Source organism: Microbacterium sp. VKM Ac-2870, from assembly GCF_015350795.1.
GTDB lineage: Bacteria > Actinomycetota > Actinomycetes > Actinomycetales > Microbacteriaceae > Microbacterium.
In genome coordinates, this window is sequence record NZ_JADKSH010000001.1 from 97,022 (window position 1) to 111,290 (window position 14,269).

At 67.8% G+C, this 14,269-nt stretch carries 17 protein-coding genes and 1 tRNA gene; 13 read left to right on the forward strand and 5 right to left on the reverse strand.

Annotated elements, in window-relative coordinates; translation table 11 throughout:
* The first annotated feature begins 59 nt into the window (after positions 1-59).
* A complete protein-coding gene (locus tag ITJ43_RS00440; protein WP_194581127.1) occupies positions 60-908 on the forward strand; it encodes a Ku protein in 849 nt (282 codons plus the stop codon).
* Positions 909-920: 12 nt separating this feature from the next.
* Here ITJ43_RS00440 and ITJ43_RS00445 read toward each other — a convergent pair whose 3' ends face one another.
* The gene (locus ITJ43_RS00445; RefSeq protein ID WP_194581128.1) at positions 921-1,646 is read right to left on the reverse strand and encodes a DedA family protein; all 726 of its coding nucleotides are present in this window, start codon (positions 1,644-1,646) and stop codon (positions 921-923) included.
* 133 nt (positions 1,647-1,779) lie between these two features.
* A tRNA-Leu gene (locus ITJ43_RS00450) sits at positions 1,780-1,861 on the reverse strand.
* Positions 1,862-2,381: 520 nt separating this feature from the next.
* On the opposite strand from ITJ43_RS00450, the gene ITJ43_RS00455 reads away from it, so the two are divergent.
* Positions 2,382-2,603 (forward strand): hypothetical protein, encoded by a 222-nt coding sequence (locus ITJ43_RS00455; protein WP_194581130.1) that lies wholly within the window; start codon positions 2,382-2,384, stop codon positions 2,601-2,603.
* Positions 2,604-2,946: 343 nt separating this feature from the next.
* Here ITJ43_RS00455 and ITJ43_RS00460 read toward each other — a convergent pair whose 3' ends face one another.
* Positions 2,947-3,774: a formate/nitrite transporter family protein gene (locus tag ITJ43_RS00460; RefSeq protein ID WP_194581131.1), complete on the reverse strand. Its 828-nt coding sequence runs from the start codon at positions 3,772-3,774 to the stop codon at positions 2,947-2,949.
* 91 nt (positions 3,775-3,865) lie between these two features.
* Here ITJ43_RS00460 and ITJ43_RS00465 point away from each other — a divergent pair, with 91 nt between their 5' ends.
* Genes ITJ43_RS00465 through ITJ43_RS00495 form a run of 7 tightly spaced genes read left to right on the forward strand, consistent with a single transcriptional unit; the run spans position 3,866 to position 8,346 of the window.
* Positions 3,866-5,068: a CpaF family protein gene (locus ITJ43_RS00465; RefSeq protein WP_194581132.1), complete on the forward strand. Its 1,203-nt coding sequence runs from the start codon at positions 3,866-3,868 to the stop codon at positions 5,066-5,068.
* Positions 5,065-5,922 (forward strand): type II secretion system F family protein, encoded by an 858-nt coding sequence (locus tag ITJ43_RS00470; RefSeq protein WP_194581133.1) that lies wholly within the window; start codon positions 5,065-5,067, stop codon positions 5,920-5,922. The genes ITJ43_RS00465 and ITJ43_RS00470 overlap by 4 nt, the downstream gene beginning before the upstream one ends.
* Before the next feature lie 5 nt (positions 5,923-5,927).
* The gene (locus tag ITJ43_RS00475; protein WP_323741076.1) at positions 5,928-6,845 is read left to right on the forward strand and encodes a type II secretion system F family protein; all 918 of its coding nucleotides are present in this window, start codon (positions 5,928-5,930) and stop codon (positions 6,843-6,845) included.
* Positions 6,846-6,901: 56 nt separating this feature from the next.
* Positions 6,902-7,081 (forward strand): hypothetical protein, encoded by a 180-nt coding sequence (locus ITJ43_RS00480; protein WP_194581135.1) that lies wholly within the window; start codon positions 6,902-6,904, stop codon positions 7,079-7,081.
* A gap of 11 nt (positions 7,082-7,092) precedes the next feature.
* The gene (locus tag ITJ43_RS00485) at positions 7,093-7,482 is read left to right on the forward strand and encodes a TadE/TadG family type IV pilus assembly protein (RefSeq protein WP_194581136.1); all 390 of its coding nucleotides are present in this window, start codon (positions 7,093-7,095) and stop codon (positions 7,480-7,482) included.
* Positions 7,457-7,921, forward strand: a complete 465-nt coding sequence (locus tag ITJ43_RS00490) for a TadE family protein (RefSeq protein ID WP_194581137.1) — start codon at positions 7,457-7,459, stop codon at positions 7,919-7,921. The genes ITJ43_RS00485 and ITJ43_RS00490 overlap by 26 nt, the downstream gene beginning before the upstream one ends.
* Positions 7,918-8,346, forward strand: a complete 429-nt coding sequence (locus ITJ43_RS00495; RefSeq protein ID WP_194581138.1) for a pilus assembly protein TadG-related protein — start codon at positions 7,918-7,920, stop codon at positions 8,344-8,346. Before ITJ43_RS00490 ends, ITJ43_RS00495 begins: the two co-directional genes overlap by 4 nt.
* Here the strand turns inward: ITJ43_RS00495 and ITJ43_RS00500 are convergent.
* The gene (locus ITJ43_RS00500) at positions 8,343-9,611 is read right to left on the reverse strand and encodes an MFS transporter (RefSeq protein ID WP_194582372.1); all 1,269 of its coding nucleotides are present in this window, start codon (positions 9,609-9,611) and stop codon (positions 8,343-8,345) included. The two genes, ITJ43_RS00495 and ITJ43_RS00500, sit on opposite strands and share 4 nt — an antisense overlap.
* A 73-nt stretch (positions 9,612-9,684) precedes the next feature.
* Here ITJ43_RS00500 and prfB point away from each other — a divergent pair, with 73 nt between their 5' ends.
* A complete protein-coding gene (prfB, locus tag ITJ43_RS00505) occupies positions 9,685-10,797 on the forward strand; it encodes a peptide chain release factor 2 (protein ID WP_194581139.1) in 1,113 nt (370 codons plus the stop codon).
* Here prfB and ITJ43_RS00510 read toward each other — a convergent pair whose 3' ends face one another.
* Positions 10,798-11,613, reverse strand: coding sequence for an alpha/beta hydrolase (locus ITJ43_RS00510; protein ID WP_323741077.1), 816 nt, complete (start codon positions 11,611-11,613; stop codon positions 10,798-10,800).
* Positions 11,614-11,726: 113 nt separating this feature from the next.
* Between ITJ43_RS00510 and ftsE the strand changes: the two genes are divergently transcribed.
* The 3 genes from ftsE (at position 11,727) to smpB (ending at position 14,255) form a co-directional block, all read left to right on the forward strand.
* Positions 11,727-12,782: a cell division ATP-binding protein FtsE gene (gene ftsE, locus ITJ43_RS00515; protein ID WP_194581141.1), complete on the forward strand. Its 1,056-nt coding sequence runs from the start codon at positions 11,727-11,729 to the stop codon at positions 12,780-12,782.
* Positions 12,779-13,693, forward strand: coding sequence for a permease-like cell division protein FtsX (ftsX, locus tag ITJ43_RS00520; RefSeq protein WP_194581143.1), 915 nt, complete (start codon positions 12,779-12,781; stop codon positions 13,691-13,693). The genes ftsE and ftsX overlap by 4 nt, the downstream gene beginning before the upstream one ends.
* A gap of 85 nt (positions 13,694-13,778) precedes the next feature.
* A complete protein-coding gene (gene smpB, locus ITJ43_RS00525) occupies positions 13,779-14,255 on the forward strand; it encodes an SsrA-binding protein SmpB (RefSeq protein ID WP_194581146.1) in 477 nt (158 codons plus the stop codon).
* Positions 14,256-14,269: the final 14 nt, after the last annotated feature.

Below are 14,269 nucleotides of genomic sequence, written 5' to 3' on the forward strand. Positions count from 1 at the left end.
GGCGCCAGGCTAGCGTCCAGCCCCTGGCGCCGCCGCGCAGGAGCCGGTTGGATGGGCCCATGAGAGCGATCTGGAAGGGTGCGTTGACCTTCGGTCTCGTGAACGTGCCGGTGAAGGTGTATTCGGCGATCGATGATCACGACGTCCCGCTGCACCAGGTGCACGCCGCCGACGGCGGACGCATCCGATATCAGCGCATCTGCGAGCTCGACGGGGAGGTCGTGCCGTACGCGGAGATCGATAAGGCGTACGACGACGGAGATCGCACCGTCGTGCTCACCGCTGACGACATCGCGTCGCTGCCGTCCGAGCGCAGTCGCGAGATCGAGGTGGTCGAGTTCGTGCCGAGCGATCAGATCGACCTGCTCACCCTTGACCGTCCCTATTACCTCGAGCCTGACTCGACCTCGCCGAAGGCGTACGTGCTGCTGCGAAAGACGCTGGAGCAGACCGAGCGCACCGCGGTGGTGCGGTTCTCGCTGCGCCAGAAGACCCGGCTCGCAGCGCTGCGGGTGCGCGGTGACGTGCTGGTGCTGCAAACCCTGCTCTGGGCCGACGAGGTGCGCGAGGCGTCGTTTCCGGCGCTCGACGAGCCCGTCAAGATCTCGGCGAAGGAGCTCGAGCTGTCGGCGTCGCTGGTGGAGAGCTTTTCGGCCGACTTCGACCCCGATCAGTTCGTCGACGAGTACCAGCAGGAGCTGCGCACCCTCATCGACGCGAAGCTCGAGAAGGGCGACGCGCTCGACACGTCCGTGACGTTCGGCGACAGGGCGGAGAAGGATGCCGGAGGTGAGGTGATCGACCTGATGGCGGCGCTGAAAGCCAGCGTCGAACGCAGCCGTGCAGCACGCACAGAGCACGAAAAGGTGGCCCCGCCCAAGAAGGGCAAGGCCACCAAAGCGTCGTGAGCGAAGGGTGACTCAGACGGCGGGTGCGTCGTCTTCGAGCGGCTCGACCGTCTCGGGGGCAAGGCCGGCGGCATTCTCCTTCTTCACCTTGCGGCGCTCAGAGAAGTAGTGCCAGATCGTGACCAGCGCGGTCCCGCCGACGGCGGCGAGCAGGATGAGGTCGATGTAGTTCTCGACGAACGTCGCCACCGGCGGGATGAAGCCGATGACGTAGCCGAACATCGTCAGGCCGAAGCCCCAGAGGATGGCGCCGATGAGGTTGTAGAGCGAGTACTTGCGCCACGGCATGTGGCCGACGCCAGCGGCAACCGGTGCGAAGGTGCGCACGATCGGCACGAAGCGGGCGAGGATGACCGTCAGCCCGCCGTACTTCTCGAAGAACGCGTTGGTGCGCTCGACGTTCTTGCGGCTGAAGAGTCCGGACTCTTTGCGCTCGAAGACCGCGGGGCCGCCCTTATGCCCGATGAGGTAGCCCACCTCGCCGCCGACGAAGGCCGCGAGACCGATCAGCAGAGCCACCCACCAGACGTCCACGCCGAAGATCCCGTGGGGCGTGGTGGCCGTCGAGTGCGACAGCAGGCCCGAGATCACGAGCAGGGTGTCACCCGGCAGAAGGAAGCCGACGAGCAGACCCGTCTCGGCGAAGACGATGAAGCAGACCACCAGCAGAGCCCACGGACCCGCGTTCTGAATGATCGCGGCGGGGTCGAGCCAGGGGATGAGGGCGAGAGCGTGCACAGAGTTCCCGTCGGTAGATCGGCGGTGGAGATTCGCTCGACAGAGCGGTCGCGGTCAGTCTATCGGGGCGCTTCCCGTGTGATTCCGGTGAATCGGCTGATCAATCCAAGGATCGACGGACGACCGATTTCCGTGCGGAAGGTGGGACTTGAACCCACACGCCCGAAGGCACAGGAACCTAAATCCTGCGTGTCTGCCAATTTCACCACTCCCGCGGAGTGACCAGTCTATCCGGCGGTGGTGACGGCCTTCGGGGTCTCGGCGCCCGCGTGCGCGGCGGCGCGGGGGCGTCCGCCGATGACCCAGTACCCGAGTCCGACGACGATGGCGCGTGGTGGCCGACATCCGAACTCCGTGGGCAACGGATGCCACCGGTGCGAAAGTCGCTACGCGCTATGAGGCTACGGGTAGTGTCCTTACGCAGGTCGTGGAGCATGTGGGCGCCAACTACCCCGTTGTCGCTGATCCGACTTTTGATCACCCGAATTTCTTCCAATATCGAGTTCGATTCGACCGAGCCGAGACCTCCACAATTGCATCCGGGGGCGCGGGTATGATCGCCTCTATCGGTTGCGGTTCCATGCTTCCGGTATGCGTGCTCGCGGGCGCTACGATCTGGTGGAACGCGAGTGTCGCAAACAACTCCGGTCAGTGCGTTCAGGTTACTGCGACGCAGCCTTACGTCGTTCCGACTTTGATTTGGTGGGTCGATCAATATAGCGAGGGGCCCTGCCGATGACGATGCAAGACAAGCGAGTGGCTCGCTCCGGCTGGTTCGCCACCATTACGCGGCCCGGCCTGCACCTCTTCGCCTCAGCAATGATGTTCGGGATGATCGTCATGGGTGTTGGTTTGAGCATCGCAGTGCCCGCTGCTGCCGCCGCAATCACGGTCGGCATTGCTCTGCCAGCTGCAGCCTGGTGGTACTGGATGATGCGCGTTTCCCGATCGAACTAGGTTCGCGGGTCAGATAGAGCCCCGACCACACATTGGTCGTGCCTCTCGCCGACTAGTCCAGCGTCTGCGCAAGCAGTGACGCACTCTATGATTTGCCGCGCCTCAGCGAAGATCGGGGTTGCCCCCGTGATCCTCGCATTTTGCTGCGCCTCCGTCGCGATCGTGCTGGTTCTCGTTCGCAACGACGAAACGGGCGTCGGGCTGATGTAGAAACGGCTGTCGGCTGACGAAGATACGCAGCCGTTGCCGCCGCCGAGGGATTCACGCCGAGGCCCGTCACCAACGGCCCGAGCGCAAGATCCTGCGTGTCTGCCGATTTCACCACTCCCGCGGAGCGACAAGCCTATCCGGCGGTGGTGACGGCCTTCGGAGCGTCGGCCTCCGTGTGGGCGGCGGCGCGGGGGCGTCCGCCGATGATCCAGTACCCGAGTCCGACGACGATGGCGCCGCCGACGAGGTTGCCGAGTCCGACCCAGAGCATGTTGTTGGCGAAGAGGCCCCACGTGAAGTGCGGGTCGCCGCTGAACAGGCCGATGCCGTAGGTGGTCATGTTCGCCACGACGTGCTCGAAGCCCGAGCTGATGAAGGCGAGGATCGCGGCGAAGATGAGGAGGATCTTGGCGACGTCGGAGCGCACGCGGGCGCACATCCAGATCGCGAGGCAGACGAGCACGTTGCAGAGGATGCCGCGGACGAATAGCTGCAGGGGGCCTTCTTCGGCCTTGGCGGCGAGCATGTCGGCGAGCATTTTGCCCGCAGGGGCGTTGGCGTGAAGGACGCCGGATGCGACGATGAGCCCCGCGAAGACAAGGGCGCCGACGAGGTTGGCGACGAACGTCGCGGCCATCGTGCCGATCGCGCGCCACCACCCCACCGCACCCATCAAGGCGCCCTGGGGGAGGATCATCATCGCGCTCGTCAACAGGTCGGCGCCCGCGAAGACCACGAGGGTGAGCGCGACGCCGAAGACGAGGCCCGCCACGAGCTTGGCGAGGCCGTCGCCGGCGGCGATGAGCGGTCCGGCGGTCGCGACCATGAGCACGACGCCGATCCCGATGTACGCGCCGGCCAGCATTCCGGAGACGGCGAAGCGCCCGGGGGAACCCAGTCCCTCGGCCTTGTGGATGGCGGCATCCGCCTGCGCCTGCAGAGTTTCCGGGATCGTAAGCACGAACCGAGTCTACTCTGTGGTCCGACCACAACGGGAGAACGGGCTGTGGAAAACTGCGGCCGCCGTAGAGCGCGGATGTCAGGATGCCGGGGTGAGCCCCTCCACCTACGCCAGTGACGCGCCGCCGTTCGAGCGCGCCGGTGGGTCCGGCGGTCAAGCGGCTGTCGTTCAGGCGATCGCGGAGCGGGTGCGCAATCGCTTGCGTGAAGAGCAGGCCGACCCCTTGCGGCATCCGGAGCGTGCTCAGCAGGTGGCCGCCGCCGAGGTTCGCCGCCACAACGATTTCGCCCTCGCACGCGGGTTGGAGTTCATCGAGGACGAGGGCGCAGCGGTGCGCGAGATGCTCGCACGGGTCACGGGCTACGGACCGCTCCAAGCGTTGCTCGATGATCCCGAAGTGGAGGAGATCTGGATCAATGGGCCGGGAGCGGTCTTCGTCGCTCGCTCCGGGCGCAGCGAGCGAGTGCCCTTGCGGCTGAGCGACGACGCGGTCCGTGACCTCGTCGAGAAGATGCTCCACGCGACCGGGCGCCGCGTCGATCTCAGCCAACCGTTCGTCGACGCCTCACTTCCGGACGGCAGTCGCTTGCACGTCGTCATTCCCGACATCACTCGGGCCCATCTCGCCGTCAACATCCGCAAGTTCCTGCCCGCGCGGCGCACCCTGGACGATCTGGTCGCGGCGGGGTCGATCCCGACGAACGCAGCCGACCTGCTGCGTGAGGCGATGGTCGAGGGACGCAATGTTCTGGTCTCGGGTGCGACGCACGCAGGAAAGACGACGCTGCTCGCAGCACTCATCGGCGCGTGTCTGCCGGATCAGCGGATCATCACGGTCGAGGAGACCTTCGAGCTCGCAGTGACGGCGCCGGACATCGTCGCACTCCAAGGGCGTCAGCCGAGCCTCGAGGGCACCGGGGCTGTGAGCCTTCGGCGCCTCGTCAAGGAAGCACTGCGCATGCGCCCCGATCGCCTCGTCGTGGGTGAGGTTCGCGACGCCGAAGCTCTCGATCTGCTGCTGGCGCTGCACACGGGTGTTCCGGGTGCAGCGACGATCCACGCCAACTCGGCCGATGATGCGCTGTCGCGACTTGCGACGCTTCCTCTGCTGGCCGGCCGCAACATCGACGCGGCGTTCGTGCAACCCGCCATCGCCACGGGAGTTCACCTGGTCGTCCACTGTCGGCGCGCGCGCACCGGCGAGCGGTTCGTCGAGGAGATCGTCGAGACGACCGGCTCGATCGATGACGGCGTCGCCACCACCCGATCGCTGTACCGCCGGGGGCGGCGATGACGATCGTCTGGGGTGCGCTGCTCGCTGCCGGCATCCTCCTCGTGCTCTCGCCATGGCTGTGGCCGGCATCCGACCGCGCTGAGCGCGCGCGCTCCGACGGGCGCATCGCGCGGCTGTTGCAGGAGGCTGGGTTCGCGCATTCCTCAGCGTTCAGGCCGGTGCTCATTGCAGCGGTCGTCTCGGTCGTCTGCGCGGCGGTTGCTTGGTTGGCTACGGGTCTGGGCGCGGTTGCGCTCGTGGCTGCTGGCGCCGGTGCTGTTGCGCCCTTCTCCTGGTTGCGCGCACGCGGTCGCCGCTTGCGTCGCTCGCGCCGGGCGCTCTGGTCCGATGTCTGCGATCTGCTCATTTCTTCGGCGCGAGCGGGAATGTCCCTGCCGGATGCCGTGTCCGCCCTCGCCGTCAACGGGCCTCCGCCGCTGCGTCCTGCCTTCGCGCGGTTCGGCGCGGATATGTCGGCCTCGGGACACTTCGATTCCAGCGCCCTGCGGCTGAAGGCGACGCTTGCCGATCCTGTCGCCGACCGCATCATCGAGACCCTCCGCATGGCACGCCAGGTGGGTGGCACAGAACTCACCGGTGTTCTGCGTGCGTTGTCGGCATCCGTGCGGGCCGACGCGACGCTGCGGGCCGAAGTGGAGGCGCGCCAGTCGTGGGTGCGGGGTGCCGCGATCGTCGGGGTCGTGGCGCCATGGATCGTGCTCGGACTTCTTGCGCTGCGTCCCGAGGGTGCGACGGCGTACTCCAGCCCGGCGGGGGTTCTTGTCGTGATCGTCGGGGCCATTGTCTCGGTGGGGGCCTACCGACTCACGATCCGGATCGGCCGGCTGCCCGAACCGCGGCGGTGGTTCGCGTGAATCTCGTGAGCCTCACGGCGTCCGCGGTCATCCTGGGCGTCGCGTTCGCATCGGGCCTCCTTCTGGTCGCGGGAAGGATGCCGAGGTGGGCCGCACCATCGCTTTCACGGCGTATCGCGCCCTATCTGCGCGACATCGCCGACCCGCGGGGTATGACTCCGCTCACGCCGACGCCGCTGGCTTCGTCGTGGCGACTCACCCGCGATCGGCTGGCCGCTGGCTGGGTGGGCATGAGCGGCGGGGCGACCGTGACACGTCGTCTGCGCCAGGCGGCGTGGACGCAGGATGTGCTCGGCTTCCGTGCCATGCAGCTGGGATGGGCTGTCGGCGGGCTTGCGACGGGCGGAGCCTTCGCGGTCGCTCTTACCCTCGCGGGGCGGGGCGGCCCCACGGCCGCGTTCATAACGCCGTTGCTCACCGCCGCGGGAATCCTACTGTGCGACTACCGACTTTCGCGCGCCGCTCGGCATCGGGTATCGCGGGCGGAGGAGGAACTGCCCACGGTGCTCGAGTTCCTTTCCCTGTGTCTGGCCGCGGGTGAGGGCCTCCGTGACGCACTGCGGCGGGTTGGAGACGTCGGATCGGGTGTGCTTACGGGAGAGTTGAGGGGAGCCGTGCTCGCCAGTGGCACGGGTTCGAGCCTGCCGGACGCATTGCTGTCGGTGGCAAAAGGCCTGGACGTGCCGGCGCTCTCGCGTGCGGTGGAGCATCTGGTCGCGGCGATGGACCGCGGTGCGCCGCTCGCGCACGTTCTGCAGGAGCAGGCCGTCGACGCGCGCGAAGACGCGAAGCGCGGCCTGCTCGAATCAGCAGGGCGCAAGGAGATCCTCATGCTCCTGCCGCTGGTGTTTCTGATTCTCCCGCTGTCGGTGCTGTTCGCGATCTTCCCGGGCATCGTGATGCTGCGACTCGGCGTCGGCTGACTCCCGCTCTGTGGATAACTCCGGCGCCGACCCGTGGACTCGAACACACTCGACTCATGGAAACGTCACAGCGATCTGCGCTCCGGGATCTCGCCGAGGACGAGACCGGAGACGTCCCCGGCTGGGTGCTCGTCACACTGATGACCGCAGGTTTGGTGGTGGCAATCTGGACTCTCGCGGGCCCCGCGCTCGCTGACCTGTTCCAGCAAGCGCTCAGCCGCGTCTCGGGCTTCTGATCGAAACCGTCGTGAGCGGCATCCAGAGCGACGAGCGTGGCTCGAGCACCGTCGAGTTCGTGCTCGTCGGAACGCTGCTCACGGTCCTGACTCTGGGCGTCTTGCAGCTCGCGCTCGCCGTCTACGTGCGCAATGTGGTGCACGATGCCGCCGTCGAAGGAGCCTACTTCGGGGCGCTCGCCGACACCGACACGGCAGCGGGAGCGGCGCGCACCGCACAGTTGATCACGACGGCGGTCGGCGACGGTATCGGCGCCCAGGTGACAGCGGTCGAGACCGACTCGGTGCGCGGTCCTGAGGTCCAGGTCACTGTGGTCGCCACCCTGCCGCTCGTGGGTCTGCTCGGTGTGCCCGCGGGGATGGAGGTGACCGCCCGTGCGCCCAGCGAGAGCTTCGACTGAACCGAACCTCCTCGATGACGAGGGATCGGCGTCGCTGGAATTCATCACCGTCGGCCTCATCATGCTCGTGCCGCTCGTCTACCTCATCATCGCGCTCGGCACGATCCAATCGCAGGCGTTGGGCGTCGAGACCGGTGCCCGTCAGATCGCCCGCACCATCGCCTCGGCGCCCGACACCGCGACCGCCGACCTCCGCGCGAATCGCGTTCTCGACGCCATCGTCACCGAGTACGGCATCGACCCTTCTCGCGTGGCCGTCGACGTGCGGTGCACGAGCGTAGGTCCATGTCCTGCGGCCGGGGCAACGGTCTCGGTGACGGTCACGACGGAGGTCGCCCTGCCGCTCGTTCCGCCGGTGTTCGGGCTCGATCGAGCGGCGCGCGTGCCCGTCACCGCAACCGGTGTGCAGAAGGTGTCACGCTACTGGGTCGAGCCATGACCCGCCGGTGCTTCGCACGAATCCGTGAGGACGAGGACGGCAGCGTGCTGATCCTCGCGCTCGGATACGCCGTGATCGCGATCGTCCTGGTGCTCGTCTGCGTCGATGCGACAAGCCTCTACCTCACGCAGAAGCGTCTGGACGCCGCTGCGGACGCCGCCGCCCTCGCGGGCGCCGACGGCTTCACGCTGGTCGTCGCGGATGGAGCCCCCAGCGCGCGACTCACGGATGCGGGCGTCTACGACCAAGCGCGCGAACTTCTCGACGCGATGCAGACCGCCGAGCTGGTCGCGGCATCCGCCCCGGACGGGCTCTCGGCGCGTGTCACCGTGGCGACCGTGTGGCATCCGCCGGTGCTGACGCTCTTCGTGCCGGAGGGATGGCCGCTGCAGTCGACCGCGACGAGCCGCACGGCTTTGCGTTAGTCGCTGGCCGGGGCGGACCGCCCCCGCGGAACGAACCGCGGCACCCAGCGGATGAAGCCCGCCGCCCCTGCCAGCCCGATCACACCGATCACCCCGGTCGCGACCGACAGCGACACCACGGCCGCGATGGCCGAGACGAGCAGGGGAGCGATGGCGCCCCCGGCATCCGTCAAGGTGCGCCACGACCCGAGGAACGCCGCCGGATCCTCCTGCGGTGCCACATCGGCGCCGAGGGTGAGCAGGATGCCGCTCGACAACCCGTTGCCCACGCCCAGCACCGCGGCGAACAGCGCGAACCACATCGCCGCCTGCGTGAGGTCGTGAGTAAACGCGAGCGCGACGAAGCCCGACCCCATCAGCACCATCGCCGGCAGTGCCGCCCAGAGACGGCCGAAGCGGTCCATCACCTGGCCGCTCGCGTAGAAGAGGGCGAAGTCGATCGCCCCCGAGATGCCGACCACGAGCGCGATCGTCTGCGCGTCGAGCCCGATCGACAGCCCCCACAGCGGCAGCACCACTTGCCGCGCCGAGCGCACGGCAGACAGGGATGCCGCCGCGAGTCCGAGCCGCGACAGCACCGGGCGAAACTGCCACATGGTGCGGAACACCCCGACGCGCTCGGGCACCGGAATCGACCCCGTCACCGGCTCGCCGGTGTCTTCCGCGAGCCGCGGGTCGCCGGAGGTGCGCGTGATGCGGGGGACCGGCACGGCGTCCTCCGGGTCGGGTCCGAACACCAGCAGCGCGATCGTGGCGATAAGGCACCCGCCGAAGAACCAGACCGTCGAGTGCTCGTCCTGGAAGATCGCAATGAGCGCCGCCGCAAGGAACGGACCCACGAACATGCCGAGGCGGAACGTGCCGCCCAGCAGCGACAGCGCCCGCGCCCGGTAGGCGAGCGGCACCCTCGTCGTCATGAACGAGTGACGGGCCAGGCCGAAGGCTGCCGCGCAGAAGCCGATGAGGAACACCGCCGCCGCCAGCACGAGCAGGCTGGGCGCGAACAGCATCCCGGCCACCCCGCCGACGGCGAGCACACCGCCGATGATCATCGTCATCCGCTCACCGATGCGGCTCACCGCCCAGCCGGCCGGGATATTGCCGCACAGCTGCCCCACGACGAGGGCGGATGCCACGAGTGCCGCGGTCGGGACGTCGGCGCCGAGCTGAGCCGCGATGACCGGGAACAGCGGCACGACGGCGCCCTCGCCGAGGGCGAAGAGCACCGTCGGACCGTAGATCATGGGGGCGAGGCGCCACAGCATCGGGCCCATTCCCGGCTCGGGCGCGGACTCTGAAGCGCGGCTGGTCATCGTCTTCACGTTACTCTGGAGTGCCATGCTTGATTTCGATCCTTCCGCCGACATTCAGGCGCTGCGTTCCACCTTCTCCGACATCCAGGCGGTGGTCGACGTCGAGGGACTGCGTGCCGAGATCGCGCGCCTGTCCGAAGAGGCAGGCGCCCCCGACCTCTGGGACGACGTCGAGAAGGCGCAGAAAGTCACCAGCGCCCTCAGCCACCGCCAGTCCGAGCTCAAGCGGGTGACCGATGTCGAGCGTCGTCTCGACGATCTCGACGTTCTCGTCGAGATGGCTCACGAGATGGACGACGAAGAGACGGCCGGCGAGGCGCGTCGCGAGATCACCGCTCTGCAGGATGTCATCGGTCAGCTCGAGGTGCAGACGCTCCTCGACGGCGAGTACGACGACCGTCCCGCGGTCGTCACCATCCGCTCCGGCGCGGGCGGCGACGACGCCACCGATTTCGCCGAGATGCTGCTGCGCATGTACCTGCGCTGGGCTGAGCGTCACAAGTACTCCGTCAAGGTCATGGACACCTCCTACGCCGAGGGCGCCGGCATCAAGTCGGCCACGTTCGAGATCGACGCGCCCTACGCGTACGGCACCCTCTCGGTCGAAGCCGGAACGCATCGCCTGGCCCGCATCAGCCCCTTCGGCGGTGCCGACAAGCGTCAGACCTCGTTCGCCGCGGTCGAAGTGATCCCCGCGCTCGAAGAGGCCGTCGAGGTCGAGGTTCCCGAAGGCGACATCCGCGTCGACGTTTTCCGTTCGTCGGGGCCGGGCGGCCAGTCGGTCAACACGACCGACTCCGCCGTGCGCATCACGCACCTGCCCACGGGCCTGGTCGTCTCGATGCAGAACGAGAAGAGCCAGATCCAGAACCGCGCCGCCGCCATGCGTGTTCTCCAGACGCGACTGCTGCTGCTCAAGCGCGAAGAAGAGGCCGCCAAGAAGAAGGAGCTCGCCGGAACGATCACGGCCAGCTGGGGCGACCAGATGCGCTCCTACTTCCTCTACGGCCAGCAACTCGTGAAAGACCTGCGCACCGGCTACGAGGTCGGAAACCCCGCGGTGGTCTTCGACGGCGATCTCGACGGACTCATCGCCGCCGGCATCCGTTGGCGCAAGCGCAAGGGCGACGACGACTGATCAGTCGCGCCTCAGCCATCCGGTGACCGCCTCGCGGAACGCCTCGGGCTGTTCGACCCACGGATAGTGTCCGCAGTCGCTCAGCCAGACGATCTCGGCGCCGAGCGCCTCGGCGTAGTCGGCGACCGGCTGCACGCCGGTGAGTAGATCGCCGTCCCCCGCGACGACCAGCGTCGGCGGGAGCGCGGCGTGGCGGATACGCTCGGCCCCGTCGGTCGGGATGTCGCTGAACCACGCGGATGCCGCGGCCAGACTCACCGCTCCCACGCGGGCGTGGGCCTGCTCCATCGCTGTCCAGCGCGCGTACCCGGCGGCTGACTGTCGCCGGAACTGGTCGACGAACGCCTCATCGTCGGAGGCCGTGGGCTCGGTGAGCGCCGCCAGCGCGGCGGCGACCTCGGGTTCGGCGCGGCCGGCCCCGACGCTCTCCGCATCCCACGGCGTGCCGGTCAGCCAGGTCGCGGGGGGCGTGACCAGCGCGAGCCGGGCGACGCGATCGGGGAAGCGCACCGCGGTCGCGAGGGCCAGCCGTGTTCCGGCGGAGTGTCCGAGTACGCGCGCCGAGGGGAGTCCGAGGGCATCGAGCAGGGCGACGACGTCATCGGCATCCGTCCACCATCCGCGGGAGAGGCCGCGACTCTGCGATGTTCCGCGCGGATGCAGAACCACGATGCGCGCGTACGCGCCGATGCCGGCCAGATCCTCGAGGTACTCGGGATCGCGGCACGGGCCGCCGGGCAGCACGATCAGCGGGGGAGCGGCGGCGTCTCCCATGGTCGACACGGCGAACGGAAGATCGAGATCGAGGCGCTCCACATTCCCACGCTAGCGCTGCGTGTGCGGCGATCATCGCTGCCACCGAGCCCCGTCGACACGCGGCGAGTGTCGCACCCGGCATCCGACGATCACCGACGTAGGCTCGTCGAGTCATGATCCGGTTCGAGCACGTCACCAAGAAGTACCGAGGGACCAGTAAGCCGGCGCTGAGCGACGTCGACTTCGAGGTGCAGCGCGGGGAGTTCGTCTTCCTCGTCGGCGCGTCCGGCTCGGGAAAATCGTCCTGCCTGCGTCTCATCCTGCGCGAAGACAGCCCGAGCGAGGGGCGCGTCGTCGTGCTCGGTCGCGATCTGCGGTCGCTGTCGACACGCAAAGTGCCTTACTTCCGCCGGCACATCGGCTCGGTGTTCCAGGACTTCCGTCTACTGCCGAACAAGACCGTGTTCCAGAACGTCGCGTTCACGCTGCAGGTCATCGGGGCTTCGCGCGGATTCATCCAGCAGGCCGTGCCCGAGGCGCTGGCGCTGGTCGGCCTCGACGGCAAAGAGAAGCGCCTGCCCCACGAGCTCTCCGGCGGTGAGCAGCAGCGTGTGGCCATCGCCCGTGCGATCGTCAACCGCCCTCAGATCCTCCTCGCCGACGAGCCCACCGGAAACCTCGACCCGGCGACCTCGATCGACATCATGCAGCTGCTGTCGCGCATCAACGCGGGCGGCACCACCGTGGTCATGGCGACACACGAGGCCGGCTTCGTCGACCAGATGAAGCGTCGCGTCATCGAGCTGCGCGGCGGCGTCATGATGCGCGACGACCGCCACGGCGGCTACGGCGACACCTCTTCACTGCCCTCGCTCACTCCGCAGGTCGAGAAGGGGGCTGCTGCGACCGCAGCGCTCACCGCCGTGCTCGAACTGCAGCGCGAGATCGCGCAGTCGCCGGTCGAGCCCGTGCCGCCGCGCACGCGTACGGCTCCGGATGCCGCGGCATCCGCCACTGCACAGTCCCGCCCGAATGCGCAGCCGCCGATGCAGAGACCTGCGCCGCTTCCGCCGGAGCCGGCGCCGCAGACCCGGCCCATCTCCATCGATGCTCCGGAGGTCGATCTGGGCGAGCTCGGCCTCGGCGACATCGACCTGGGCAAGCTGGGCGTCGCCGACCGCGTGCGCCGAGACACCGACGAGAACGACGAAGTGGGACCCACCTCATGAGGATGCAACTGATTCTCGGCGAGGCACTCACGGGGCTTCGCCGCAACGCATCGATGGTGATCTCCGTCGTGCTGGTGACCTTCGTGTCGCTGACCTTCGTCGGTGCGGCCATGCTCATGCAGATGCAGATCGGGAAGATGCGCGACTACTGGTCCGACCGCGCGCAGGTGTCGATCCTCATGTGTCGTGCCGACTCGACGGCGACGACGTGCGCCGACGGTGCGGCCACGCAGGAGCAGATCGATGCCGTTTCGCAGCGGCTGTCGAGTCCCGCGCTCGGCGGTGTCGTGCGCGATGTGCGCTTCGAGTCGTCGGACGAGGCGTACCAGAACCTCCTCAAGCTCTACGGCGACGAGTACAAGGACTACGTCACTCCCGCGCAGCTGGGTGACACGTACTTCGTGGGCCTCGTCGACCCGGAGAAGGCCGACGTCATCACCGAGGCGTTCAACGGGGCAAAGGGTGTCGAAGGCGTCAAGAACCAGCTGCAATACCTCGAGCCCCTGTTCTCGGCGCTGACCATCGCGACCTACATCGCCGTCGGCATCGCCGGGCTGATGCTGATAGCGGCCGTGTTGTTGATCGCCACGACCATCCGCCTGTCTGCGTACGCGCGAAGACGGGAGGTGGGCATCATGAGACTCGTGGGCGCCTCGAACCGTTTCATCCAGACGCCGTTCATCCTCGAGGGCGTGTTCGCGGCGTTCATCGGGTCGGTGATGTCGGGAGCCGCGATTCTCGTCGGCGTGCACTTCGGTGTCGATCAGTACCTCAAGGGTCGCGTGACCTTCATCACCGACTGGGTGGACCTCGGCGACGCAGCCATCGTCATCCCGATCATCATCATCATCGGTCTGGTTCTCGCCGCGCTGTCGGCAGGCTTCGCGATCCGGCGGTGGCTGCGGGCGTGAGATACACTGATGGGCTGCCGTGTCTGCGGCATCCCGTCGATCGTCGGCGGACCACTCAGCAGGACCAGTCAACGAAGGATCAGCCATGCCCAGGGAACGCGGGGAGAAGGTCGTCGCGACCAACCGTCGCGCGCGCCACGATTACGCCATCGAGAAGACGTACGAGGCGGGCCTGGTGCTCACGGGCACCGAGGTCAAGTCACTGCGTCAGGGCCGGGCGAACCTGAGCGACGGTTACGCGTACATCGACGGTGGTCAGGCCTACCTCGACGCCGTGCACATTCCGGAGTATTCGCAGGGGCACTGGACCAACCACGCCTCAAAGCGCACCCGCAAACTGTTGCTACACAAGGAAGAGATCGTCAAGCTCTCGCACGCGGTGAGCGCCGGCGGATACACGCTCGTTCCGCTCAAGCTCTACTTCTCCGATGGCCGCGCCAAGGTCGAGATCGCGGTGGCCAAGGGCAAGCGCGAGTTCGAGAAGCGCCAGACGCTGCGCGAACGCGAAGACAAGCGCGAGGCCGAACGCGCCATGCGCAGCCGCAACCGCCTCGGCGAGTAGTCCGGGACTCCGGC